The 22,929-nt window shown below is 44.2% G+C and carries 18 protein-coding genes; 9 read left to right on the forward strand and 9 right to left on the reverse strand.

The genetic code is table 11. The features are described 5' to 3' along the window. Window positions 1-100: 100 nt before the first annotated feature. Both hutI and N483_RS02185 read left to right on the forward strand, forming a co-directional pair. Window positions 101-1,282 carry an imidazolonepropionase gene (gene hutI, locus N483_RS02180; RefSeq protein ID WP_216594442.1) on the forward strand — a complete coding sequence of 394 codons (1,182 nt, stop codon included), beginning with the start codon at window positions 101-103 and terminating at the stop codon, window positions 1,280-1,282. A 20-nt stretch (window positions 1,283-1,302) separates the two neighbouring features. After that, window positions 1,303-3,147 (forward strand): EAL domain-containing protein, encoded by a 1,845-nt coding sequence (locus N483_RS02185; RefSeq protein ID WP_023398444.1) that lies wholly within the window; start codon window positions 1,303-1,305, stop codon window positions 3,145-3,147. Here the strand turns inward: N483_RS02185 and N483_RS02190 are convergent. Then, window positions 3,144-4,199 carry a formimidoylglutamase gene (locus tag N483_RS02190; RefSeq protein ID WP_023398443.1) on the reverse strand — a complete coding sequence of 352 codons (1,056 nt, stop codon included), beginning with the start codon at window positions 4,197-4,199 and terminating at the stop codon, window positions 3,144-3,146. The genes N483_RS02185 and N483_RS02190 overlap by 4 nt on opposite strands. 91 nt (window positions 4,200-4,290) lie before the next feature. Then, the gene (rraA, locus tag N483_RS02195; RefSeq protein ID WP_036975546.1) at window positions 4,291-4,794 is read right to left on the reverse strand and encodes a ribonuclease E activity regulator RraA; all 504 of its coding nucleotides are present in this window, start codon (window positions 4,792-4,794) and stop codon (window positions 4,291-4,293) included. 157 nt (window positions 4,795-4,951) lie between these two features. Between rraA and N483_RS02200 the strand changes: the two genes are divergently transcribed. The 3 genes from N483_RS02200 to N483_RS02210 all read left to right on the forward strand — a co-directional run bounded on the left by N483_RS02200 (window position 4,952) and on the right by N483_RS02210 (window position 8,507). Continuing rightward, complete coding sequence (locus N483_RS02200; protein WP_023398441.1) at window positions 4,952-5,476, forward strand: phosphatase PAP2 family protein; 525 nt, start codon at window positions 4,952-4,954, stop codon at window positions 5,474-5,476. Further along, a complete protein-coding gene (locus N483_RS02205) occupies window positions 5,473-6,519 on the forward strand; it encodes an MJ1255/VC2487 family glycosyltransferase (RefSeq protein WP_023398440.1) in 1,047 nt (348 codons plus the stop codon). Before N483_RS02200 ends, N483_RS02205 begins: the two co-directional genes overlap by 4 nt. A 107-nt stretch (window positions 6,520-6,626) precedes the next feature. Next, the gene (locus N483_RS02210) at window positions 6,627-8,507 is read left to right on the forward strand and encodes a methyl-accepting chemotaxis protein (RefSeq protein WP_023398439.1); all 1,881 of its coding nucleotides are present in this window, start codon (window positions 6,627-6,629) and stop codon (window positions 8,505-8,507) included. A gap of 78 nt (window positions 8,508-8,585) precedes the next feature. Here N483_RS02210 and N483_RS02215 read toward each other — a convergent pair whose 3' ends face one another. The 5 genes from N483_RS02215 to priA all read right to left on the reverse strand — a co-directional run bounded on the left by N483_RS02215 (window position 8,586) and on the right by priA (window position 13,648). Then, complete coding sequence (locus N483_RS02215; RefSeq protein ID WP_023398438.1) at window positions 8,586-8,960, reverse strand: gamma-butyrobetaine hydroxylase-like domain-containing protein; 375 nt, start codon at window positions 8,958-8,960, stop codon at window positions 8,586-8,588. 36 nt (window positions 8,961-8,996) lie between these two features. Next, window positions 8,997-10,325: an HslU--HslV peptidase ATPase subunit gene (gene hslU, locus N483_RS02220; RefSeq protein ID WP_023398437.1), complete on the reverse strand. Its 1,329-nt coding sequence runs from the start codon at window positions 10,323-10,325 to the stop codon at window positions 8,997-8,999. Window positions 10,326-10,336: 11 nt separating this feature from the next. Further along, window positions 10,337-10,855 carry an ATP-dependent protease subunit HslV gene (gene hslV, locus N483_RS02225; RefSeq protein ID WP_023398436.1) on the reverse strand — a complete coding sequence of 173 codons (519 nt, stop codon included), beginning with the start codon at window positions 10,853-10,855 and terminating at the stop codon, window positions 10,337-10,339. 75 nt (window positions 10,856-10,930) lie between these two features. Beyond that, window positions 10,931-11,470, reverse strand: a complete 540-nt coding sequence (locus N483_RS02230; protein ID WP_023398435.1) for an SPOR domain-containing protein — start codon at window positions 11,468-11,470, stop codon at window positions 10,931-10,933. Window positions 11,471-11,476: 6 nt separating this feature from the next. Beyond that, a complete protein-coding gene (priA, locus tag N483_RS02235; protein WP_023398434.1) occupies window positions 11,477-13,648 on the reverse strand; it encodes a primosomal protein N' in 2,172 nt (723 codons plus the stop codon). 254 nt (window positions 13,649-13,902) lie between these two features. Here priA and rpmE point away from each other — a divergent pair, with 254 nt between their 5' ends. Continuing rightward, on the forward strand, window positions 13,903-14,118 hold the full coding sequence (gene rpmE / locus N483_RS26520; protein ID WP_023398433.1) for a 50S ribosomal protein L31: 216 nt from the start codon (window positions 13,903-13,905) through the stop codon (window positions 14,116-14,118). 615 nt (window positions 14,119-14,733) lie between these two features. After that, entirely contained in the window at window positions 14,734-15,975 is a 1,242-nt protein-coding gene (locus tag N483_RS02240; RefSeq protein WP_023398432.1) for a malic enzyme-like NAD(P)-binding protein, read from the forward strand. Between the two features lie 96 nt (window positions 15,976-16,071). Here the strand turns inward: N483_RS02240 and metJ are convergent, their stop codons facing one another. After that, entirely contained in the window at window positions 16,072-16,392 is a 321-nt protein-coding gene (gene metJ, locus N483_RS02245; RefSeq protein WP_023397680.1) for a met regulon transcriptional regulator MetJ, read from the reverse strand. A gap of 328 nt (window positions 16,393-16,720) precedes the next feature. On the opposite strand from metJ, the gene metB reads away from it, so the two are divergent. Both metB and metL read left to right on the forward strand, forming a co-directional pair. Further along, window positions 16,721-17,944 carry a cystathionine gamma-synthase gene (gene metB / locus N483_RS02250; RefSeq protein ID WP_023397681.1) on the forward strand — a complete coding sequence of 408 codons (1,224 nt, stop codon included), beginning with the start codon at window positions 16,721-16,723 and terminating at the stop codon, window positions 17,942-17,944. Between the two features lie 4 nt (window positions 17,945-17,948). After that, window positions 17,949-20,297 (forward strand): bifunctional aspartate kinase/homoserine dehydrogenase II, encoded by a 2,349-nt coding sequence (gene metL / locus N483_RS02255; protein WP_023397682.1) that lies wholly within the window; start codon window positions 17,949-17,951, stop codon window positions 20,295-20,297. Window positions 20,298-20,373: 76 nt separating this feature from the next. Here metL and N483_RS02260 read toward each other — a convergent pair whose 3' ends face one another. After that, the gene (locus tag N483_RS02260) at window positions 20,374-22,821 is read right to left on the reverse strand and encodes a penicillin-binding protein 1A (RefSeq protein ID WP_023397683.1); all 2,448 of its coding nucleotides are present in this window, start codon (window positions 22,819-22,821) and stop codon (window positions 20,374-20,376) included. Between the last annotated feature and the right edge of the window lie 108 nt (window positions 22,822-22,929).

The following is a 22,929-nucleotide window of genomic DNA, read 5'->3' on the forward strand; positions in this document are numbered from 1 at the left end:
ATATACAAGTATTCTTGCTAAACTTGTATCAATTTTCTCCAACTGAGTGTAGACAGTGATTGAAGTAGATTTAGTAATAACTGATGCAAATATAGCCACAATGGACGATCAAGTCACAGGCGCTTATGGCATCATAGAAAATGCCGCAATAATGATAAAAGGCGACACCATTGTTTGGTTAGGCAAAGGGTCTGAGATGCCTGAGTTTGATGTACTAGCAACGCCTGTTACATCGGCAAAAGGGGCTTGGTTGACGCCAGGACTGATCGATTGTCATACCCATATTTTATTTGCTGGCTCGCGCGCGGAGGAATTTGAAAAGCGTTTAAATGGGGTTTCTTATCAGCAAATTGCTGAACAAGGTGGCGGTATTGCCACTACGGTAAAGGCAACGAGGCTGGCCTCTAAAGAAGAGCTTTTTGTTGTTGCAAAACAGCGCCTAAATGCATTGCTCAAAGAAGGGGTAACAACCGTAGAGAGCAAGTCTGGTTATGGTCTAGATACAGAAAGCGAGCTTAAATTACTCGAAGTAAACCAGATATTAGATGACCATCACCCAATTCAAATTCAAAGCACCTTTTTAGGCGCACATGCATTACCGCCTGAATATAAAGGGAATAGTGATGGTTATATCGATCTTGTTTGCGATGAAATGCTACCGCTAGTTGCACAGCGAGGTTTGGCTGATGCAGTTGATGTCTTTTGTGAAAATGTCGGATTCAGCCACGCTCAAACAAAACGTGTTTTCGAACGTGCAACGGAATTGGGTTTAAAGGTTAAGTGTCATGCAGAGCAACTCTCAAATCAATATGGCAGTGAGTTAGTTGCTGAATTTGGTGGGCTATCAGCCGACCATATCGAATACCTAGATGAGCGCGGTGTGATAGCAATGGCGAAATCAGGCACTGTGGCTGTGATTTTACCTGGTGCGTTTTACTTCCTCAGAGAGACGCAACACCCTCCGATAGAGTTGCTGCGCAAGCATCAGGTACCGATTGCAATTGCCAGTGATTTTAATCCAGGCACTGCACCTCTATGCTCGTTACGTCTAATGCTGAATATGGCGTGTACTCTATTTAAAATGACGCCAGAAGAGTCGTTGTTAGGTGTTACTAGACACGCCGCAAAAGCGCTTGGGCTTTCTGACAGGGGTGTATTGAAAGTCGGCGCTAAAGCAGATATCGCAATGTGGCAAATCCAGCATCCCGCTGAATTAAGTTACCAGTTTGGCGTAAACGATCTGTTAAATCTGTGGATATCGGGTAGACTTACTCAATATTAAAGGTCAGTAGTGGTCGTGTGATGGCTAAATTTTCGTTGATAAAATATCTCTTTATATTGCTCAATATGTGTTGGGTATTTCCAACTTGGGGAGCAACGAAACTAGCTGATCTCTCACTACATACCGTCATATACTCACCGCTAGCGGTGGCATTTTACGCAGGGGTGGTGGTGAGCTTGAGCTTAGTTGCCATCGCGCGTTCACATTTTGCTGTCAATCGCATTCTTCACGCGCTACTTGGTGCCACAGGGCTGGCTATACTCGCTTCAGTGGGTGATATCGCACTGTACGTTTTGGTGGCCATTTTACTAGTGCATATATGGCAAAGTGATAAGCTGGGTCAAGGCCGTCATATTGTGATCTGTGCACTGTGTGCCGTTGCAGCGACCTTATTGACTGTCAGTCATTTTTGGTGGCATTTACCAAGTGTTTATGTGGTTTTAACTCTGCTTCCTGTGTTTATCAGCGAATTATTTCTTGAGGTACCGCGACTAGAAGACAGAGCCCCTATGGAGTCTAACTTAGACTCCAATGCAGATATATTGGGTCTGCCTGATAGAGCGGGTATCCGAGAAGCATTTAATGAGTATCGAGCACGTGAGCCTGGCACTGCTATGTTGGTGATGGTGAGACTTGAAGGGTTTCAACAAGTTAACTTTCACCTTGGTCGTGAGTTTGGTGACTTGTTGCTCGCGCAATCCGCAAATCGCATGAAACAACATTTGCAATGCCACGATATTATGCCCATTGCGATGGGCAATGATGTTGAGCGATTGGCGCACCTCGGTGGATTACACTTTGTATTTGTGTGTAGCCTAGCCCACCAACAGCATCTTCACGAGCATTTATGTGCAGAAATAATCGAGAGTACATTAAAACCGTTCAATGTTGGTAACTGTATTATTGAGGTCAGTGCAAGGGCAAGTTATGTCAACTGTGATGAAGAGTTGGGTCAATTTGATGAGCTGCTTACTTGTGTGTTTTTAGCGCTGGATAGCAGTCCGGACAAAACCATCGCACCTTATCAGCAAAAAATGCAAATCGATAGATTAGAGCAACAAGCACGATTGGCGGAGCTCGCGCATATTGACTTTAAAAATGAGTTAGAGCTGTATTTTCAACCGATCGTTAGAAACAGTGACGGCGATATCGAGTATGTTGAGCTACTTTTGCGCTGGCAGCACCCCAAGCAGGGGATCTTGGCTGCGAGTAAGTTCATCGAAGATATTCGTATTGCTGGACTGGCATTGCCATTGGCGCAGTATGTTATTGAGCGTGCCGCTGAAATCGCACTGGCGCTAAGGGTTGAAGGGATCCAAATGCCACTTGGTATCAACTTGTTTGGGCCTGAGATGTTGCATGAAGAGTTTATCGAGTTTGTTGATCGAATTTTGGTCGAACATCAGCTGATGCCGCAAGATATTATCATTGAGTGCCCATCACAGATGTTTACCACACTTGATCAACAAGGTGTCGCGATGGTGGCTAGATTGCGCACTATGGGTGTGAAGCTCTGTGTAGATGGTTTTGGAGAATCTCCATTGTTATTGGCAAAGCTGCCAAAATTAGAAGTGGATTATGTGAAACTTGGGCGTTCATTGACTACGCCGAATCAGAGCCAAGGGAACTTTAAGGCTGTGGTGCGTGGCATCGTTGAAATGCAGAACGTACAAGAGTGTAAGGTGATATGCGAAGGAGTGGAGTCTCAAGAGCAGTTGCAGTTTGCCCAAAACCTCAATGCTTTTGCTGCACAGGGCTATTTATTTACGCGGCCTCTGAGTAGTATCGGCATGATCAGTTGGCTGAAGCAGTGGCGTTGGGAGCACCCCATTGGAGATAGTCCCAACACCTCAGATGCGAGTTAATTTTGTCTCGCTTTTAAATAGCTACATACTAGACCGGACAATACTTGCCCCGCCTCGATATGTCCTTGAGCAGCCCCCTGAGGGTGATTTTTTGGTGCAGCTTCGCACAGATGCAAATAGTGTGTATTTGCTTGTTTGGCACTCAGGTAAACAAAGTGCTCTGCATCATTAACGCTGAAGCCACAATTGGTATATGCACTGACAGGCATCCCTGAAATAGCATCGACATCCACCTCAATACCAAGGGGAAGATTTGGATCAAAACGCGTAGTTGCAACCTTAATAGCATCGGTGAGTGATGTGTTGCGAGATACTAAGATGTCTTGGTATGTAGTATAAGTGAACCCTGCACTTTGTAATGAAGCAACGATGGTGTCATTGTTTTTCTGTTCATGCATACCGACAACGTGATAATCAGCAAGGTAACCTGCATGATGTGCGTAACTAAACCCGTTACCTGAATGTCTGCCTTCAATGGCTCTAAAGTCAGCGTGGGGGTCAAAATTTATTGCCTGACATTGTTTCTGTTGACTGTGTGACAGTGCTTGCAACAGGCCAAAGCTGTTGTTATGTCCGCCACCTATCACGATTGGTTCAAGTCCGGCATCAAATATGGCTTTTAGCACAGCACTGACACGCACATCCAATTCTTCACACAATACTCTAAGTTGAGTGAGGTCGGCATTAATGTTGTTATCTAGCGCCTCACTTTGTTGTTGTAGATCTTCGGTGATGACCTCTCCCAGTAACAACACATTGCTGGGAGTGAGAAACTGATTACAAGGTAAATTTAAAAAGCGCTTTAAAAACGCATGCCAGCCATCTGTTGCTCCACCGTTACCGCAATTACCGCGCGGTCCTATGTCTTCGTTGATGGCAACGAGGACATATTTGATACCAAACTCGGCGGCATCTTTTAGTGCTTCAGGCAGCGGGGATTGCGACTTTAAAAAAGACAATGATTGCCAAAATCGTGTTTCGTTTTCTCGTGTAGCTGTGTATTCGCTGATGTTTGATTCGTTATAAATCTTGATCCAGTTATGTGCAGTCATGGTGTTTCAGGTATTAAAAGCAGGTTAGGGTAAACAGCGCCAAGCCATTACGCGTTATGCGCAGTGGCTCGGTGATGGTCTTAATTAGTGGTTAGGCGTCGTCTTCGTCTACTTCGAGCAATAACTCTTCAGCTGAAATAACGATACCAGTCGAGTCTGCGTACAGGAAATCATCATCAAAGAAAGAGACACCTGCAAAATTGACAGGGATGCCTTGTACGCCCGTGCCCTCGCTGTCTGCGCCGACAGGAATAGATGCAATGGCTTGAATGCCAAGCTCACATTCTTCGAGCTCTTCGACATGACGTACTGCGCCGTATACGACGATGCCTTGCCAGTTGTTCTCCAAGGCAAGCTCAGCGAGATCAATGTCGATTAAGGCGCGTCGTGTAGAGCCTCCACCATCAATCAATAAAACTTTACCAGTTCCATCTTGTTGTAGTACTTCGGCGATCATTTCGTTGTTTTCGAAACATTTCACCGTTTTTATACGACCACAAAAGGCATGTTGTCCGCCAAAGTTAATAAACATTGGCTCAAGTACGTCAATGGCATCGGCGAAGTGATCACACAGATCAGACGTGCTGTAATCCATCATAGTATCCTCAGAGAATGGCTAAACTGTTGTCAGTATACTCCCATTGAGAAGCTGCGCAATGCTTTGAATAAACTTACATAATTGTGTCACAAAAATGTCGCGGTATTGTTATTAAGCTCTTCTATGCTGAAATTGTGAACAAATGTAAGCAACTATGATGAAAGCACAAATAATTAAACTAGACACGGCGCTCTATTTTGCACTGTACAAGCCAAAACGGCGAAAATGGTTTAACTGGTTGATGTTAATGCTGTCTAAAAGTGGCAACGGTGGTCTATACGTCATTTTGGCATTATTAAATGGTTACTTTATGGGCAGTGATGGTAGTGCATTTGTACAAATGGTACTGGTTGCGTTTGCCATAGAGCGGCCATTGTATTTTGTGATGAAAAAGCACTTTGCCAGAATAAGACCGTGCGATTGTTTGGCTGTTAAGGCAATGCTTACACCCAGTGATAAGTTTAGTTTGCCCTCGGGACATAGCGCAGGTGCGTGGTTATACGCAACGTGCCTGATTGATGTTTACCCGGTATTGACCATCCCTCTGCTGATATGGGCAGCAGGAGTTTCGTTGTCACGCGTTTTGGTTGGAGTACATTATCCAATAGATGTTGTGCTCGGCGCCGTGATGGGCAGTGGGTGCGCATTATTGGCCATCGGCATTTTAGGAGAGTTATGAGAATATTATATGGGATCCAAGGGACGGGCAATGGCCACATTACACGTGCGCGTGTAATGGCGGAATGTTTTACCAAACTCGGAATTGATGTTGATTATTTGTTTTCCGGAAGGGATGCTAACCAGTATTTTGATATGGGGGTATTTGGTCAATATCAGGTGAGACGCGGGCTAAGCTTTATTACCAAAGGCGGCAAACTAAATTATCAAGAAACCGTAAAGCAGCTTAAACTTGGCACCTTTTTACGCGATGTTCGGCAGCTGGATATCAAGCAATATGATCTTGTATTTAACGACTTTGAACCTGTGTCCGCATGGGCTGCCAAATTGGCGAAAGTGCCTGTTGTCGCGATGAGCCATCAAGCGGCATTTTTATCTCCAGAAGTGCCTTTATTTGGCGCAGGTTTTATGGAACGAGCTTTGATCCGCTGGTTTGCGCCTGCAAATGTGCATTTAGGGGTGCATTGGCAACCTTTTGCAAAAAATATTTTGCCGCCTTTTATCGCATTTCATGGTAATCAAACCGTATCAATTGCGAACAAAATACTGGTTTACCTGCCTTTCGAAGATCTGAATAGCATTGTTGAATTGCTTGGGGATTTTCCTGATAGAGAATTTTATTGTTATCACCCTGATGCGGTTGATCAGTCGATCAATCATATTCATTTGCGCGCGCCGTCCAGAACGGGGTTTTTAGAAGATCTGACAAGTGCATCTGGGGTAGTTGCCAATGCAGGGTTTGAGCTTTCTAGCGAGGCGCTCAAGTTTGGCAAGAAGTTATTATTGAAACCTTTACAAGGACAATTCGAACAATTAAGCAATGCTATGACGCTGCAGTCATTAGGCTTGGCTGAGGTGATGAACTATCTAAATTCCGAAGCGTTGGGGGAATGGTTGGAACATCCAGAGGGGCAAATGATCGATTTTCCTTCAGATGCGACGCCGCTGGCAAAGTGGCTTGCAAAAGGCCAATGGCAAGATTACGGCAGTTTACATGACAGTTTGTGGCAACCAATCCTCTATAATAGGAACAAAGTTGCATAGCATGTGAAAAACATGAAATATTTTTGATTAAACTTGTAGATTCAATTTCAGCGCAAGGTGAGTTTGGCTATACTGTATTGCAGGTTCTGTAATAATTAGGTAACTGTATGGCTCTACTTGAAAATCTAACCATAAAAAGGCGTTTGCAGCTCAATGCTGTTGTTGTCGGTGTTGCTTTGCTGGTTATGCTAGCTGTGATCATCACTGAAGCCAATACAATGCGCCAGTTGAATGAGACCATTCAATACGCAGAAGAACTGGATGTTCATGAGTTGTCCATGCGAAAGTATGAGAAAAACTTTCTATTTTACAAAGACACAGCGGCGCTGGAACAGTTTGAAAAGGAATATAAACAACTTAAACAAAAAAAGTCGCAACTTGAAGCTGTTTTTATCGACTTTGGCATCGATTTAGCGCAATTAAATCAGTTTGAACAGTTGGTTACCCAATATCACGCTGAATTTAATCGCGTTGTCGACTTACAAAAGACCATAGGTATGCATCCAAAAGATGCCTTGTATGGTGAACTGCGAAAAGCGGTGCATGGGGTAGAAACACTGCTAAAACAAAAAGAAGACTACAAGTTGCTGACGACCATGTTGCAACTCAGACGCGCAGAAAAAGATTTTATGTTGCGTCTAGATACCAAATATCTAGGTAAGTTTAATAAGCACATTGAGACGTTTGAGTCTCAGATCCGTGCATCCAGTCATAGCCGCGCTTACCAGCAAGAGCTCATTGATTTACTCGGTGTGTATCAAGTCAAATTCAAAGGCTTGGTGGATGCACAGGTAACACTGGGTGTCGATTTAAATAGCGGTGCACTGGGCGATATGCGTACCGTGGTAAAGAAAAGCGATGCGGTGGTTGTCGCCATTGTTGAGCAGACCAAGCGTGAGATCGCAGAAAACGCAGAATTTGCCAAGTCGATTGCAATTCTAATTTTCTTTGCCGCAGCCGCCATTGTGATGGTATTGGTATGGTCGACCAGCCGATCTATTATTCGCCCTGTTGAGCGTGTTTATCAGACGATAGAGCGGATCAGACGAGAGAACAACCTAGGTATTTTGATTGAGCACAGTGGCAATGATGAAATTACCATCATGACACGCGACTTCAATAGCTTAATTGAAGACTTCAAAAACTTGATCGCAGATGTTAATCGCGCTTTAGTGACCATCAATGATGCCACATCACACCTTTCTGCGACCACAGCGCAAACCAGTGCTGGTATGAATGAGCAATTGCATGAGGCGGATATGGTGGCAACTGCAGCCACAGAAATGCAAGCGACGATTCAGGACATTTCGCACAATACGGAAGCCGCAGCGCAAAAAGCAGAATCGACGAATAACAATGCACAGCAAGGCCGCAGTGAAGTGACCTCTACCATAGATCACATTATGGCATTGTCTCACTCACTCAGTGGTGCCTCTGAAGTTGTTGGTCAGTTGGAGCGCGATGGTGAAACCATCGGTTCGGTACTTGATGTGATCAGAGGAATAGCCGAACAAACAAACCTGTTAGCACTGAATGCGGCGATTGAGGCAGCTCGAGCGGGCGAACAAGGCCGAGGTTTTGCAGTGGTTGCCGACGAAGTTAGATCCTTGGCACAGCGTACGCAAGACTCGACACAAGAGATTGAAAGTATCATTTCGACATTACAACAGCGTACCCAAGATGTTGTAAGTATTATGGAAGAGTGCCGAAGCCAAAGTAATGAGAGTGTTGAGCAAGCCGAACGTGCTGGAGAGCTTTTAGGTTTGATCACAGAAGATGTGCAAAACATTATGGATATGAGTACGCACATTGCAACTGCCATTGATGAACAGAATCAGGTTGCGTCAGAAGTAAATAAAAATGTCGTTAAAATCCGCGATATTGCGCAAGATGCATCTGAACACGCTGCTTCCAATGCGCAAAGTAGTGAAGAGCTGTCTGAACAGGCTCGGGCACTGCACAATGCCATTGATAAATATAAGGTGTGATAACTAAAGCGCGTCTAGAGGAGTTTAGGCGCTCTCTTGCAAACAGCATCCATGTGATGCTGTTTTTGTTTATAAGGCCTAAGGGACAAATTTAATCGGTACGCTGTCTTTGTTCTTATGGTGTTGCTGCACTTTTTCTTGATATTGTGCCCATAACACTTGGTGATTTGTACATAGCTTACGTAGGTACTGCCAACTAAATAAGCCGGAGTTGTGGCCATCGTCAAAACACAGCCTTACGGCATAATGCCCTACTGGCTCAATTGCGTTTAAGGTCACGTTTTGCTTGTTTAATACCAGTTGCGCTTGTTCAGGACTATGTCCTTGTACTTCCGCAGACGGGGAGTGCGTACGTAAAAATTCTGTACTGAGCGTGACTTTCATGCCATCGTCAAAACTAATGTCGAGTTGATTACTTAGTCGATGGTAATGGAGTTTGGTTACTTGATACATAAAAATTGGGTCAGCATCGCTGACCCAGTCTCCGAATTATAGAATGAAGCGGCTTAAGTCTTCATCTTGAACTAGCATATCAAGGTGCTGTTCAACGTATTTCGCATCAATTTTCAATGCTTGACCTGCTTTGTCTGAGGCATCGAACGAGATCTCTTCCATCAGCTTTTCCATCACAGTATGTAGACGCCTTGCACCGATATTTTCAGTCTTTTCGTTTACTTGCCATGCAGCTTCTGCAATACGCTCAATCGCATCTTCAGTGAAATCGACAGTCACTTGCTCTGTTTGTAACAGCGCTTGCTGCTGCTCAGTGAGTGATGCATGAGGCTCAGTCAGAATACGCTTAAAGTCTTTTGCAGTCAGAGCTTCAAGCTCTACACGAATAGGTAAACGGCCTTGTAACTCAGGGATCAGATCAGAAGGCTTAGCCATTTGGAATGCACCAGAGGCAATAAACAAGATATGATCTGTTTTAACCATGCCGTGTTTTGTACTGACAGTAGAACCTTCAATTAAAGGTAATAGGTCACGTTGTACACCTTCGCGACTGACGTCAGGACCCGATGCTTCACCACGTTTACAGATTTTGTCGATTTCATCGACAAACACGATCCCGTTTTGTTCAACGGCGAAGATAGCTTGCTCTTTTAACTCTTCAGGGTTTACCAACTTAGCGGCTTCTTCTTCGATGAGCAGCTTAAAGGCATCTTTAATTTTAAGCTTGCGACTCTTTTTCTTGTCGCCAGACAAGTTTTGGAACATGCCTTGTAGCTGGTTGGTCATTTCTTCCATACCAGGAGGCGCCATGATCTCAACTTGCGGTGATGTTTCCGCGATATCGATATCGATTTCTTTGTCGTCTAGTTGACCTTCGCGTAGCTTTTTACGGAACACTTGACGAGTTGAGCTATTTTCAGCTGGCTGTGCTTCACCCCATGCGTCTTTAGCAGGTGGTAATAGCGCGTCCAAAATGCGCTCTTCAGCAGCTTCTTCTGCACGGTGTTTGTGCTTTTTAGTCTGCTGCTCACGCGTTATTTTGAAAGAGACTTCAACTAGATCGCGGATAATGGTTTCAACTTCTTTACCCACATAGCCCACTTCTGTGAACTTGGTTGCTTCAACTTTGATAAATGGTGCGTTGGCAAGTTTAGCGAGTCGGCGTGCGATCTCAGTTTTACCTACACCTGTTGGGCCAATCATAAGAATGTTTTTAGGGGTAACTTCAGCGCGCAGATCGTCATTGAGTTGCATACGACGCCAGCGGTTTCGAAGAGCAATCGCAACTGCTTTTTTGGCTTTGTCTTGACCAATAATATGCTGGTCCAATTCATGAACGATTTCTCTAGGTGTCATTGCTGTCATGGATTTTCCTATTACAATTCTTCGATGGTCTGGAAGTTGTTTGTGAATACACAAATATCACCCGCAATTTTCAAGCTTTTCTCGACAATTTCGCGTGCACTCAAGTCGGTATTTTCAATCAGCGCTGTTGCAGCCGCTTGGGCGAAGTTACCGCCACTACCAATGGCAATAAGGTCATGTTCTGGCTGTACAACATCGCCGTTACCTGTGATGATCAGTGAAGCCGTTTCATCCGCTACAGCAAGCAGCGCTTCGAGCTTTCTGAGCGCGCGGTCTGTTCGCCAATCTTTGGCCATTTCAACAGCCGCACGAGTGAGATGTCCTTGGTGCATTTCCAATTTAGTTTCGAAACGCTCAAATAATGTAAATGCGTCGGCAGTACCACCGGCAAAACCTGCCAGTACTTTACCGTTATAAAGGCGACGCACTTTTTTGGCATTGCCTTTCATCACCGTATTGCCAAGAGACACTTGGCCGTCGCCACCGATAACAACTTTGTCATCACGACGAACGCTTACGATAGTAGTCATAGTATTCCTTAAAAGAGGCCTTTGCCTCGGATAATTATATCAATAAATGCTTAAATGAGGGCAGCTAGGCTAATTTCAAGTCCAGCCCCAAATTCCGCAGTCAACGATTTTGATGCGCTGCAATCTATTTTTATCGCTTTCAGCATCGCGCTTTTTGTCATAGGGCCCTAAACGCACACGGTACCAAACTCCGTTGCTTCCTTCAGTGCGGCGAATTTCAGATAAGAGGCCTGCAAAGGCGATGCGCGCTTTGCGCTTTTCCGCTTGTTCATAGGTTCTGAAAGAGCCACACTGCATTTGAAATGGACCCCGTGATTTAATGACTTTTACCTCAGCTTCCACTTTCGCTCTTTTCATATCATCGATGAACGGAGGTGGACGAGGCAGCTCTTTTTTATTTTCAACCACAGCAGCAGGTTCTGCCGGTGTTTGTGCCTGTTGGACTTTGGCAGGATCAGCATGCTCTTTGATAAACCACAAGCCATAGGCGAACCCTCCAATCAGCAGCAGTGCGAATGCCGCGAGGACTTTCGGAAAAGGTTTCTGCGTTTTAGGTTGTTGTTTCTTTTGTCCCTTTTTCTTCGGGGTTTTGTTTATATAATCGTGTTGTGCCATATCAGTTTAATAGGTATCCATAGGATCAACATCAATATTCCAGCGCACCCGTGTGGCAAGTTTGTGGCTGCTTATATATTCCTTAAGTTGCATGAGATATTGATGCAAAACATTGCGTTGCGTTGCCTGTATATGTAATTGATAACGGTACTTTCCCGCTAGGCGCTCCATGGGCGCAGGGATCGGACCTAGCAATTGTATACCAGAGAATGGCTGCGCTGGAACCAAATCGGATAAAAATGTCATGACAAGGTGCGCGGAAGTTGCTTCTGCTCTGACCAACGCGAGGTGCGTGTAGGGTGGAAGCATTGTCTCTTGGCGTTCAGTGAGTGCGTAGCGCGCAAAGTCTTGATAGCCATTGTTGACTAAATCTTGCAGCAGTGGGTGTTCGGGAAAGTGAGTCTGTAGTATCACAGTGCCAGGCTCTCCACTTCTACCTGCTCGACCTGCCACTTGGGTTATCAATTGGGCCATGTGTTCGGTTGCTCTAAAGTCACTTGAATATAATCCACTGTCGACATCCAAAATGACCACGAGCGCAACATCGGGAAAGTGGTGACCTTTCGCCAGCATTTGTGTGCCGATCAGCACTTGAGCCCCACCTTGGTGGATCTGCTCAAGGGCACTTTCTAAGCTGCCTTTCCTTCTGGTTGAATCTCTGTCAATACGACAGATAGGGACGTCCTCAAATTGAGCAGCGATAAACTCTTCCAGTTGCTCTGTACCAAGTCCTGTGGGCATAATTTGCGTACTACCACAATCAGGGCATTGGTGAGGAACAAATTGCTGTTCACCGCAGTGGTGGCACACCAAGCGCTGCATTGATTTGTGATAGGTGGCGCTGGTACTACAGTGTTGACAGTCACTTATCCAAGCACACTCATGGCAAATCAATGTCGGCGCGAAACCTCGGCGATTAAGAAAGATCATTGCCTGCTTACCCATTGCCAGAGTGCGTTCAATTGCTTTTAAACTTGTGCTGGCGAACCCACCTTGCGTTTGTTGGGCTTTCATATCGACAAGTAAAAATTGATTGTCTTGACTGGTTTGCGCACGTTTACTTAGTGTCAGCAGTTGAAACTTGTTGTCGAGTGCTTTTTTCAGGGTTTCCAGCGCGGGTGTTGCTGTCCCTAGAAGCAGCGAACACTGTGCTTGGTGAGCACGGTAAGCGGCCAAATCTCGAGCGTGGTAGCGCAAACTATCTTGTTGTTTAAACGAGTGATCATGCTCTTCATCAACGATGATCATAGCGAGGGATTGAAACGGTAAAAAAATACTAGAGCGAGTGCCAATTACAAGCGCTGTGGTGGCTTGCTGAGCACGACGCCACGTATGCAAGCGCTCGTTATCAGTGAGGTTCGAATGCCATAGATCAATCGGAAGGCCTGGAAAGCGACGCTTGAATCGATTGACTGTTTGCGGGGTTAGACCGATTTCGGGTACCAACACTAAAGCTTGTTTTCCTGCATTGAGTACTTTTTCTAAGCACTGCAAATACACTTCGGTTTTACCGCTGCCTGTGATCCCCTCAATTAAAAACGTGCGAAAACCATCGGTATGATTTACTGCACTGCAAGCGGTTGCTTGTTCTTCATTTAAAATGGGTTTAGTACCGATAGATAGAGGTTGGTTTTGCCAAGAAGTATCTGGACGAAGTTCTTCACAGATGAGTTTTTTTTCCAGCAAGCCTTTTATTTGTGCTTGTGTAAAGCCCAAAGTTTTGAGTTCACTGTGTGTCGCATCCCCTGCACTGCGCAATTGTTCTAGTAAGGCAAGTTGCTTTTTGGCTCTCAATTGTGTGGTTTCTCGTCCCTCGTCGGTGAGTGTTAAAAAGGGGAGCTGAGTTTTGTCTACATTATGGCCGTCACGCAGTGCGCCTGGCAATGCGGTAAATATTGTCTCACCGAATGGGTAGCAATAATATTGACTAGCAAAAAGTAAAAAATTCAAATGAGCACTATCTAGAATGGGTGTACTGTCAATGACAGATTCAAGCGGCTTAATTTTATTTTCAGGGACGTCACTGTGTTTTTTTAACTCGGTGACGACAGCGACACAACGCCGGTTGGCAAATTTGACCCAAACTCGACCGCCTACACAAGGGGTCATGGAGGATTGGTAGGTGTAATCAAAAGTCTTGTGTAAAGGGACTTTTATTGCGACAGCTGCAAATGGCATGTGCTCTCCAAGTGATCCGCCTATTGCGTAAAAGTAAGAATGCGAAGTGCCAGAGTATACCTCATCACTTTCTACTTGTGAGGGTAAATTCCGGATAGCAAACAGGAATAATAAAAATCTAGTTAGATACTAATTTATTGCTTGTAGTTTGAGCATGAAAGTCCTAAAATACGCGTCCAATTTATTTGTATAACGACGTATGGTGCCAAACTTCGGGTTTGGAGAGCGATACGGCCTTAAATTAGAGGTTTCCTATGAAAGAAGGTATTCATCCTAAGTACGAGACGATCTCAGCAACTTGTTCTTGTGGTAACAAATTCGAGACGCGTTCAACACTTTGTAAAGACATTCACCTAGACGTATGTTCTTCTTGCCACCCGTTCTACACTGGTAAGCAGAAGATCCTTGATACTGGTGGTCGTGTTGATCGCTTCAACAAGCGCTTCGGTGCGCTATCTGCTAAGCGTTAATCACTGCTTAGTAAGTGAAAGAAAGCACCTACGGGTGCTTTTTTCGTTCTACCACTTGTTTCCCTCATTCCAGCGATCCCATAACTCCTACCAATAAAAATAATGTGCAATTTGGTATTGTATTAAAAAGTTGCCATATTTGTTCTATAGCATGTGTCTAACTAAACTGTTTAATTGGCACAACTCTAATGTGTTTTTTGCACTGAAATTATGAAGCAAAATGTGAGATGTGTGTTTAAAACTGTCTTTGTTTTGAATAGTTATGCTTATTTAATTTTTAATTAAAGTTAGTTAAATTCATCTAAATGTCACTAAATGTAGTTATTTTCTTTTAACTGTATGGTTTTGTTAGTGAATTGATTCTTGTTCGTTATATATGGTTTTTTTGCATATAAATTAACCTTTCATGGCCAAGAAATGCGGATGTTACCGTTAATTTATTGCTGTAAATTTTGATGAAAAGTAGCTTAAAAGTCGCTAAATACCAAAAAATATCGTCTAACAGGATAGACCTGATAGTGCTTGAATTAATTTTCAAAAGAGGTATTGTTGAAAGCAGTTAGCGAATTTTTATCTCACTCTCACTTTTAACTTCTCGTAGGAAAAAATCGCGTCATGTCAGATTTACGTGAAAAAGCATTACATTACCACGCTCACCCCGTCCCAGGTAAAATCAGTGTTGAACTGACAAAACCTGCTGAATCCGTCAAAGATCTTGCCTTAGCTTATAGCCCAGGTGTTGCAGAGCCGGTGCGGGAAATTGCAGCAGATCCTGCTAATGCATACCGATACACAGGTAAAGGCAACATGGTTGCTGTTATCAGTAACGGTACTGCTATTTTAGGTCTGGGTAACCTAGGACCTTTGGCGTCTAAACCTGTAATGGAAGGTAAAGCGCTTTTATTCAAGCGATTTGCAGGTCTAGATTCGATTGATATCGAAGTAAAACACCGCACAACCGAAGACTTTATCAACACAGTTGCAAATATTGCAGACACGTTTGGCGGTATTAATTTAGAAGACATAAAAGCGCCAGAATGTTTTGAAATTGAAAAAGCTTTAATTGAGCGTTGTGATGTTCCTGTTTTTCACGATGATCAGCATGGTACGGCTATCGTAACTGCTGCTGGGATGTTAAATGCTTTGGAAATCCAAGGTAAAGACATCAAAGAGGCGATCATTGTTTGTTTGGGTGCTGGTGCAGCCGCAATCGCTTGTATGGAACTGCTAATAAAGTGTGGTGCTCAACGCGAACACATTTACATGTTAGACCGCAAAGGTGTTATTCATACTCGTCGTGATGACTTAAATGAGTATAAAACGCTATTTGCTAATAACACAGATAAGCGCACGCTGCAGGATGTTATTGCTGAGGCCGACGTATTTGTTGGTGTATCAGGCCCTGATCTGCTTTCACCAGAGGACCTTAAACTGATGGCTAATAAGCCAGTGGTTTTTGCTTGTTCGAACCCAGATCCAGAGATTAGCCCTGAAGTGGCACATGGTGCTCGTGACGATTTAATCATGGCGACAGGCCGCTCTGACTATCCAAACCAAGTTAATAACGTGCTGTGCTTTCCGTTTATTTTCCGCGGTGCATTAGATGTACGCGCTACTGCTATCAATGATGAAATGAAAATTGCGGCGGTAGAAGCTATTCGAAGTATTGCAAAAGAGCCTGTACCGGAAGAAGTATTGGTTGCAGCAGAAGTAGAAAGCTTAGAATTTGGCTCAGAGTACATCATTCCAAAGCCTATGGATCCACGTTTACTACCTCGTATTGCAAAAGCAGTTGCACAAGCTGCAATTGACTCAGGTGTTGCACAGATTGAACTACCTGAAAATTACATGGCATAAATTTTACAGCTAAGTCTTGAATGAGGCTTAGTGTGTATTACGTGATATAAAAAAGCCTCACATTCGTGAGGCTTTTTTATACTTAAAAGGAACTTATTATTCTTCGTTTATCTCAGGGATATCCAATCCCATTTTTTCCATAATCTCGCGAACTTCTGCTGGGATCTTTTCTGGATTATCTTTTCTTAAGTCTTCGTCATTTGGCAAAGGCTGGCCAGTAAACGCATGTAAAAACGCTTCACACAATAATTCACTATTTGTCGCATGGCGCAGGTTGTTGACCTGTCGACGAGTCCGTTCATCTGTCAGTACTTTAAGTACATTCAAAGGAATTGAAACAGTGATTTTTTTCACCTGTTCTGATTTTTTACCGTGTTCTGCATATGGGTGAACATATTCACCGTTCCATTTAGCCATAATTGTGTACTTGCCTCAGTGTTTACCTTGAATGTGAATAAGACTGGATTTTGTTTGCTGAGTGCACTGCTGACGGTTTGTACTATATACCAAGCTAATCGCTGTGTACTGTACAGGAAATTGGCAGAATACTCGGTCTTTTGCCATATTAGGTCAAAGATTCAGTCTTATTGGCATCCTTTATCGCTTTCGTGGCGAAATTTTATCGGTTTGAATAAGATAGTCAAATACTAGTTATTTAGCCATATAGAAGTATAAATGTTTTGACATCTCACAATTGTTCATCTAACCTTTTAGACGTCTAAACATCCAAGTATCTAGGTGACCTATGAGCCAAAGTAACAAGTCAACGATTGCCGTGAGAAATGGCATAGATGCAGATAAGCATCATGGTGCAGTTGTGCCTCCTTTATATCTCTCTACGACCTATTCTTTTGCTGATTTTGATAAAAAGCGGGATTATGATTATGGTCGCAGTGGCAACCCAAATCGAGATATTTTAGCCGATACACTCACTCAGCTAGAAGGTGGCGAAAAAGGCATTATTACCGCAACTGGCATGGCAGCGGTTCACCTTGTGACACAGTTATTAAACCATGACGATACTTTGGTGATCCCGCATGACTGCTATGGTGGTAGTTATCGATTATTTACCTCTTTAGAAAAGCGTGGCTTATTAAAAGTAGAAGTACTTGATTTAACTCAGCCTGAGAGTCTGCAAAAAATTGCGGATATTGCACCTAAGATCGTTTGGATAGAAACTCCGAGTAATCCAATATTAAGACTGACAGATATTGAAGCGGTAGTGACAGCAGCGCACGGTTGTGGCGCTTTGGTCGCTGCGGACAATACATTTTTGTCACCAGCGCTGCAAAACCCTATTGCCTTTGGTGTGGATATTGTTGTGCACTCTACGACTAAGTTTATCAATGGTCACTCAGATGTTGTTGGTGGAGCTGTCATTGCTCGCACGCAAGAATTGGGTGAAGAGCTTGCTTGGTGGGCAAACAATATCGGCATTACAGGCTCTCCTTTTGACAGCTATTTAACACTGCGTGGGCTTAGAACTTTAAAAGTGCGCTTAAAGCAGCATGAGCACAATGCGCTGGCGATAGCTCAGTATTTAGAGTCTTCTCCATACGTTGAACAAGTTTATTATCCTGGTTTGGCTTCCCATCCACAGCATGCGCTCGCTAAAAAGCAGCAGCATGGATTTGGTGGCATGGTGAGTTTTGACATCAAAGGGGGTCTAAAAGATTCGGCTGCATTTTTAACTTCTTTATCCCAATTTTCGCTAGCTGAATCTTTGGGTGGTGTAGAGAGTTTGATTTGTCACCCAGCTACGATGACCCATGCAGGCATGGATCCGCAGGCTAGACTTGAAGCGGGCGTAGGCGATACGTTAATCCGAATTTCCGTTGGAATTGAAGACGTTGAGGATTTGTTAGCAGATCTTGAGCAAGCGTTTAAAAAGGTGTACAGTCCTGTAAGCGGTAATTCTGACGATGCCAAAGACTTTAAATTATCCCCTGCACATACGGTTTTATGGTAACAATATGACAAAAGTAGTACACAAATTTGGCGGCTCTAGCCTTAGTTCTGCAGCGCGCTATCAAGCGGTTGCTAATATCATTTTAGGCCAATGCCAAAGAGGTGATTGTGTCGTTGTGTCAGCGGCGGGTAAAACCACAAATACGCTTGTGAAGTTATGGCAAAGTTATTTACAAAAAGATGACAATGCCTTTAATGACATTTTATTGCAGGTGGAAAACCATCAAAATCAACTGCTGACAGAGTTGTTTACAAGTCAGCAGGCAAGTACTCTGTTAGAAAAATTAAAAGATGAATTACAGAGCATTGCAAAGGCGGCAGCAGATCTTAACTTGCATGAAGCATCGTTATTGGCACATGGTGAAGTATGGTCTGCACGTCTGTTAGCACATTTATTGTCGACATTAAATGTCAGTGCGCTTGATGTGGATGCGAGAAGCTTATTTACCCAGCATCAAGGTCAATTATTACATGCACAGAATAAACAAGCGTGTATCGAACAATTAAGTGGCGATAAAATTCACATAGTGACTGGGTTTATTGCCTCAGACTGTGATGGTAATACCATTACTCTGGGCCGCAATGGCAGTGATTATAGCGCAACCCTGTTGGCTAATTATATTGATGCGCAGGCAGTATCAATTTGGACAGATACCCATGGTGTGTTCAGCACCGATCCGCGTAAAGTGAGTTCAGCAATTAAATACCCTAAGGTTTGTAGAGCGCAAGCGAATCTGCTAGCTCGTTTGGGTAATCCAGTACTGCATGCAAAAACGTTATCACCACTGAAAGATACCAACATTAAACTTCAAGTGCGTAGCAGTTATGACCCTGAGGCCGTAGGCACGGAAATTGTTAAACAAGGTTATAGCAAAGATAAGCGGTTTATAACCACATTCGAGGAACTCGATTTAATTCGAATTGAAGGGCTTGCTACAGGTGAGGTGCGGACCTTAAGCCAATTAATACAACATAGTATTCACCACTTTAGCAAAGGTGGTGAAGATTATCTCCTAGTGCCGAGCAATGACACCCATGCCGTAGCTAGCCACTTGCAAGGCAGGGGGAATATCGTTGAGTCTCACTTGAGAGGATTGGCAATTGTGGCACCGAGCCATGAAACACATCAGTTAACTCAGCAAGTGGCTGCGGTTTTAGAGCAGCAAGATGTGGTGGTGCGTTTTACACACAGTGACGGGCGTTATGCATTATTTTTGACAGATCAATCTATCGATAGCGATGTGCTCGCTATTTTACATGACAAGGTCGTCAATAAAGGTCGAGAATTAGCTGTGATCATCGCGGGCCTTGGCAATGTGGGCGAAGTGTTCGTTGAGCAATGTCAAAAGCAAGTTGAAAAGTTACAGGCAAACTTTGATCTCAAGATTGTAGCTTTGGTTCGCTCTAAAGAAATGTTGTTTTGCCCAAGTGGTATCAATATTCAAAACTGGCAACAGCAATGGCGAAGCGAAGCACAAAGCTATCAGCAGTCAGATCTGCTGGAGCGTATCGGTGAACTAGACTACGAGCACAAAGTGGTGATTGATATTACAGCCAGTGATGCTTTTAGCGATATGTATCCGAGTTTTGTGGCACATGACTGTCATTTGATAAGTGCCAACAAATATGCTGGGACGGCAGCACAAGCTTGGTATGGAAAACTACTTGAGCAATTACAAGAGCGCAACTTACACTGGCGTTATAATACGAGTGTTGGTGCCGGGTTACCGATCAATTTTGCATTGGCTGATTTACAAAATAGCGGTGATGCGGTGACGCGCATAGAGGGGGTGTTCTCCGGAACTCTGTCTTGGTTGTGTAGTAGTTTTGACGGCTCTAAACCTTTTTCTGATTTGGTGATAGAAGCGCAGGGCATGGGCTATACCGAACCGGATCCGAGAGAAGACTTATCAGGTCGAGATATGCAGCGTAAATTGCTTATTTTGGCCAGAGATTTAGGGCTTGAATTAGATGTTGAAGATATTGCACTAGAACCGTTGATGCCGGAGCATTTGGCGACAGGTGATTGGGATTCTTTTCTCGCTAAGCGTCAGGACTTAGATGCATTCTATCAGTCTCGTTATGAGCAGTCGCAATCTGAAGGTAAGGCGCTGCGTTATACTGGGGCTTTAGATATCGATGAGCAAGGTGAGGTTAGCGCTAAAGTTGGTATCGCCTATGTTGAGGCTGGCAGTGCAATTGCGAATTTAACCCCTGGTGACAATATTTTTGTGATCACCAGCCAGTGGTATGAAAGTAACCCGTTAGTGATCCAAGGTCCGGGCGCTGGTAAAGAGGTGACTGCAGCTGGGATCCACTCTGATTTATATTGGTTAACACAGAAGCTCAAATAATAGAGTTGTTTACTTAAACGATATTTTGCCAATTTAAAAGGCCATGCACTGCATGGCCTTTTTGTTTTTCTGTTGTCTAAAATAATTCTTCTGACGCTGGCAGGCTATCATCAAAAGGTGTGCTACTGCCTGAATCTAAAACATATTTTGTCGGGGCGGTTCCTCGTTCAAAATACTCAAAGCGGCTGGTGTAGTCATTTTTTTCACTCAGTAGACCCGTTTTTAAATCAATACGTATTGATACAAGCCCAGGTGGCGGTTCAATGGGCGCCAATGGTTCTTGTTTGAGCGCATGGCGCATAAAGCTCACCCAGGCAGGCTGCGCCGTCGTAGCACCTGCTTCTCCACCCACAATCTGCTTTTTGCCCAAGTTAGTATTGTAAGCCGCGCGACCGAGTGGTTTGCTGGCATCATCAAACCCAACCCAAACTGTGGTAAGTATATTTTGGTTAAATCCGGTAAACCACGTATCAACGGCATTGTTTGTTGTACCGGTTTTGCCCGCTAAGTCTTTTCGCTTCAGTGTCTGAGCTCGCCAACCTGTGCCGGTCCAACCTGTTTTATGTCGCCAACTGCCGCCGCCCCAGATAGCGCTTTTCAAGGCATCGGCGACTAAAAAGGCATTTTTTTCCGAAATGATCCTGGGTGCGCATGTATATGGATCGGCTTCCAGTGCTTCTTCACTGCATACACGCAATGGACTTGCCGTGCCTAATTCATTGCCAAACGCATCGGTTAACCTGTCAATAAAATATGGTTCAATCAAATGCCCACCATTGGCAAATGCACTCATTCCTCTTGCCATTTCAAGGGGGGTCATCGCAGCACTACCTAAGGCGAGAGATTCGCTACGTACCACATCTTCGTCACTAAATCCGAACTTGAGAATGTGATCTGCAGTGTTATTTAATCCTACGCCACGCATTAAGCGGATTGACACAACATTTTTAGATTGCGCCAATGCTCTTCGAATACGAATTGGGCCACTGTATACATCCGGGCTGTTTTTAGGTCGCCAAGCCACGCCTAGACTGTTATCCCAGTGATTGATAGGCGCATCATTAATGATTGTGGCAAGGGTATAGTCACCTTCTAAGGCTGCGGAGTAGATAAAAGGCTTAATGTTTGACCCAACTTGGCGCTTTGCTTGAACTGCCCGATTGTATTGGCTTTGCTTAAAGCTGTAACCACCCACAAGCGCTTTGATTTGACCGCTTTGAGGGTCAAGAGACACGAGTGCACTGGCCGGTTGTGGAAGTTGACTGAGAACCCATTTTTGTTCGACTTGACGCACCCATATTTGCATACCGGGAGCGAGAATATCGCTGGCAACTTTTGGCGCTCTACCCTGACGTCGCTCTGTGATATATGCCCTAGCCCAATTCATTGCGGCCCAGTCTAGCGTGACGGTGTTGCCCGAAGGCATAACAACGGAGGCTGTTTGCTCTTCTAGTGCCGTTACCACAGCTGCATGAAGTGGCGCGATAGCTTTCACTTTTTTCAGTCGTGCGGTGATCTGCTGTGTTGTCCACGGCGTCTCTTCCGGTTGCCAATATCGGGCATTGGGTCCTCTGAAGCCATGACGTTTATCATAGTCGTGTAAATTGTTGATGAGTGCTTGTTGCGCTGCAGCTTGGTCGGCTGCATCGACAGTGGTATAGACCCTGAAACCTGAATTATAGGCAGTGTCAGTACCATACTTTTCAACCATGTATGCGCGCACCATTTCTGAAATATACGGGGCGTATAGCTCTATTTCGGCACCATGTCGTTTTGCTGTAATTGGCGCATCAATAGCGGCATGGTATTCGGCTTGTGTAATGTATTTCTCGGCAAGCATTCTGCCCAATACCACATTTCGTCTCGCTTTGGCTCGGGTGGGGTTGCGTATCGGGTTTAGTGCTGAGGGGGCTTTTGGTAGACCAGCGATCATGGCCATTTGAGGTAAGGTCAACTCATTGAGTTCTTTACCATAGTAAACTTGTGCAGCAGCCCCAATACCAAATGAGCGGTGGCCTAATTCGATTTTGTTGAGGTAGAGCTCGAAAATTTCATCTTTACTCAACAATCGTTCAATATGCAATGCAATAAAGATTTCTTTGACTTTACGTATATAAGCCTTTTCTCGGGTCAAGAAGAAATTTCTTGCAAGCTGCATGGTGATGGTACTTGCCCCCTGCTTTTTCTGCCCTGTGCTAACTAAGACAATAAACGAACGCACAATCCCAATAGGATCAATACCAAAGTGCTCGTAAAAACGATTGTCTTCGGTCGCCAAGAATGCATTGAGCATAGGCTCTGGGACATCAGTGATTTTAACTGGTATACGGCGTTTTTCACCAAATTGATTGATGAGTTTTCCGTCGCGTGTAAAGACCTGCATTGGAGTTTGTAGCTGAACATCTTTGAGTACTTTGACGCTGGGAATATCGGATTTCACATAGAAATACAAGCCGATTAGAATCAGTACGCCAAAAAGGCCAAAAACGAAAACAGTCTGTAATAATCTTTTTAATAAATTCACGAATTTATCCCTAGTGAGACTCCCAATTGCAAGTGGACGCTGTTAGTATATCCTGATTAAAAAACGATTAATAACTTTTGCGTAAATTCTTCAACCCGAACAGGTGTT

The sequence above is a fragment of the Pseudoalteromonas luteoviolacea NCIMB 1944 genome, from assembly GCF_001625565.1.
Classification (GTDB): Bacteria; Pseudomonadota; Gammaproteobacteria; order Enterobacterales; family Alteromonadaceae; genus Pseudoalteromonas; species Pseudoalteromonas luteoviolacea_F.

Bases quoted from the DNA above. Each gene is read 5' to 3' on its own strand.
- N483_RS02240 (WP_023398432.1), top strand. From the start codon at position 14,734: ATGTCAGATTTACGTGAAAAAGCATTACATTACCACGCTCACCCCGTC.
- hslU (WP_023398437.1), bottom strand. From the start codon at position 10,325: ATGACAGCAATGACACCTAGAGAAATCGTTCATGAATTGGACCAGCAT.
- N483_RS02185 (WP_023398444.1), top strand. From the start codon at position 1,303: ATGGCTAAATTTTCGTTGATAAAATATCTCTTTATATTGCTCAATATG.
- metJ (WP_023397680.1), bottom strand. From the start codon at position 16,392: ATGGCTAAATGGAACGGTGAATATGTTCACCCATATGCAGAACACGGT.
- hutI (WP_216594442.1), top strand. From the start codon at position 101: ATGGACGATCAAGTCACAGGCGCTTATGGCATCATAGAAAATGCCGCA.
- rraA (WP_036975546.1), bottom strand. From the start codon at position 4,794: ATGGATTACAGCACGTCTGATCTGTGTGATCACTTCGCCGATGCCATT.
- N483_RS02215 (WP_023398438.1), bottom strand. From the start codon at position 8,960: ATGTATCAAGTAACCAAACTCCATTACCATCGACTAAGTAATCAACTC.
- N483_RS02210 (WP_023398439.1), top strand. From the start codon at position 6,627: ATGGCTCTACTTGAAAATCTAACCATAAAAAGGCGTTTGCAGCTCAAT.
- metL (WP_023397682.1), top strand. From the start codon at position 17,949: ATGACAAAAGTAGTACACAAATTTGGCGGCTCTAGCCTTAGTTCTGCA.
- priA (WP_023398434.1), bottom strand. From the start codon at position 13,648: ATGCCATTTGCAGCTGTCGCAATAAAAGTCCCTTTACACAAGACTTTT.
- rpmE (WP_023398433.1), top strand. From the start codon at position 13,903: ATGAAAGAAGGTATTCATCCTAAGTACGAGACGATCTCAGCAACTTGT.
- hslV (WP_023398436.1), bottom strand. From the start codon at position 10,855: ATGACTACTATCGTAAGCGTTCGTCGTGATGACAAAGTTGTTATCGGT.
- N483_RS02205 (WP_023398440.1), top strand. From the start codon at position 5,473: ATGAGAATATTATATGGGATCCAAGGGACGGGCAATGGCCACATTACA.
- N483_RS02200 (WP_023398441.1), top strand. From the start codon at position 4,952: ATGATGAAAGCACAAATAATTAAACTAGACACGGCGCTCTATTTTGCA.
- N483_RS02190 (WP_023398443.1), bottom strand. From the start codon at position 4,199: ATGACTGCACATAACTGGATCAAGATTTATAACGAATCAAACATCAGC.
- N483_RS02230 (WP_023398435.1), bottom strand. From the start codon at position 11,470: ATGGCACAACACGATTATATAAACAAAACCCCGAAGAAAAAGGGACAA.
- metB (WP_023397681.1), top strand. From the start codon at position 16,721: ATGAGCCAAAGTAACAAGTCAACGATTGCCGTGAGAAATGGCATAGAT.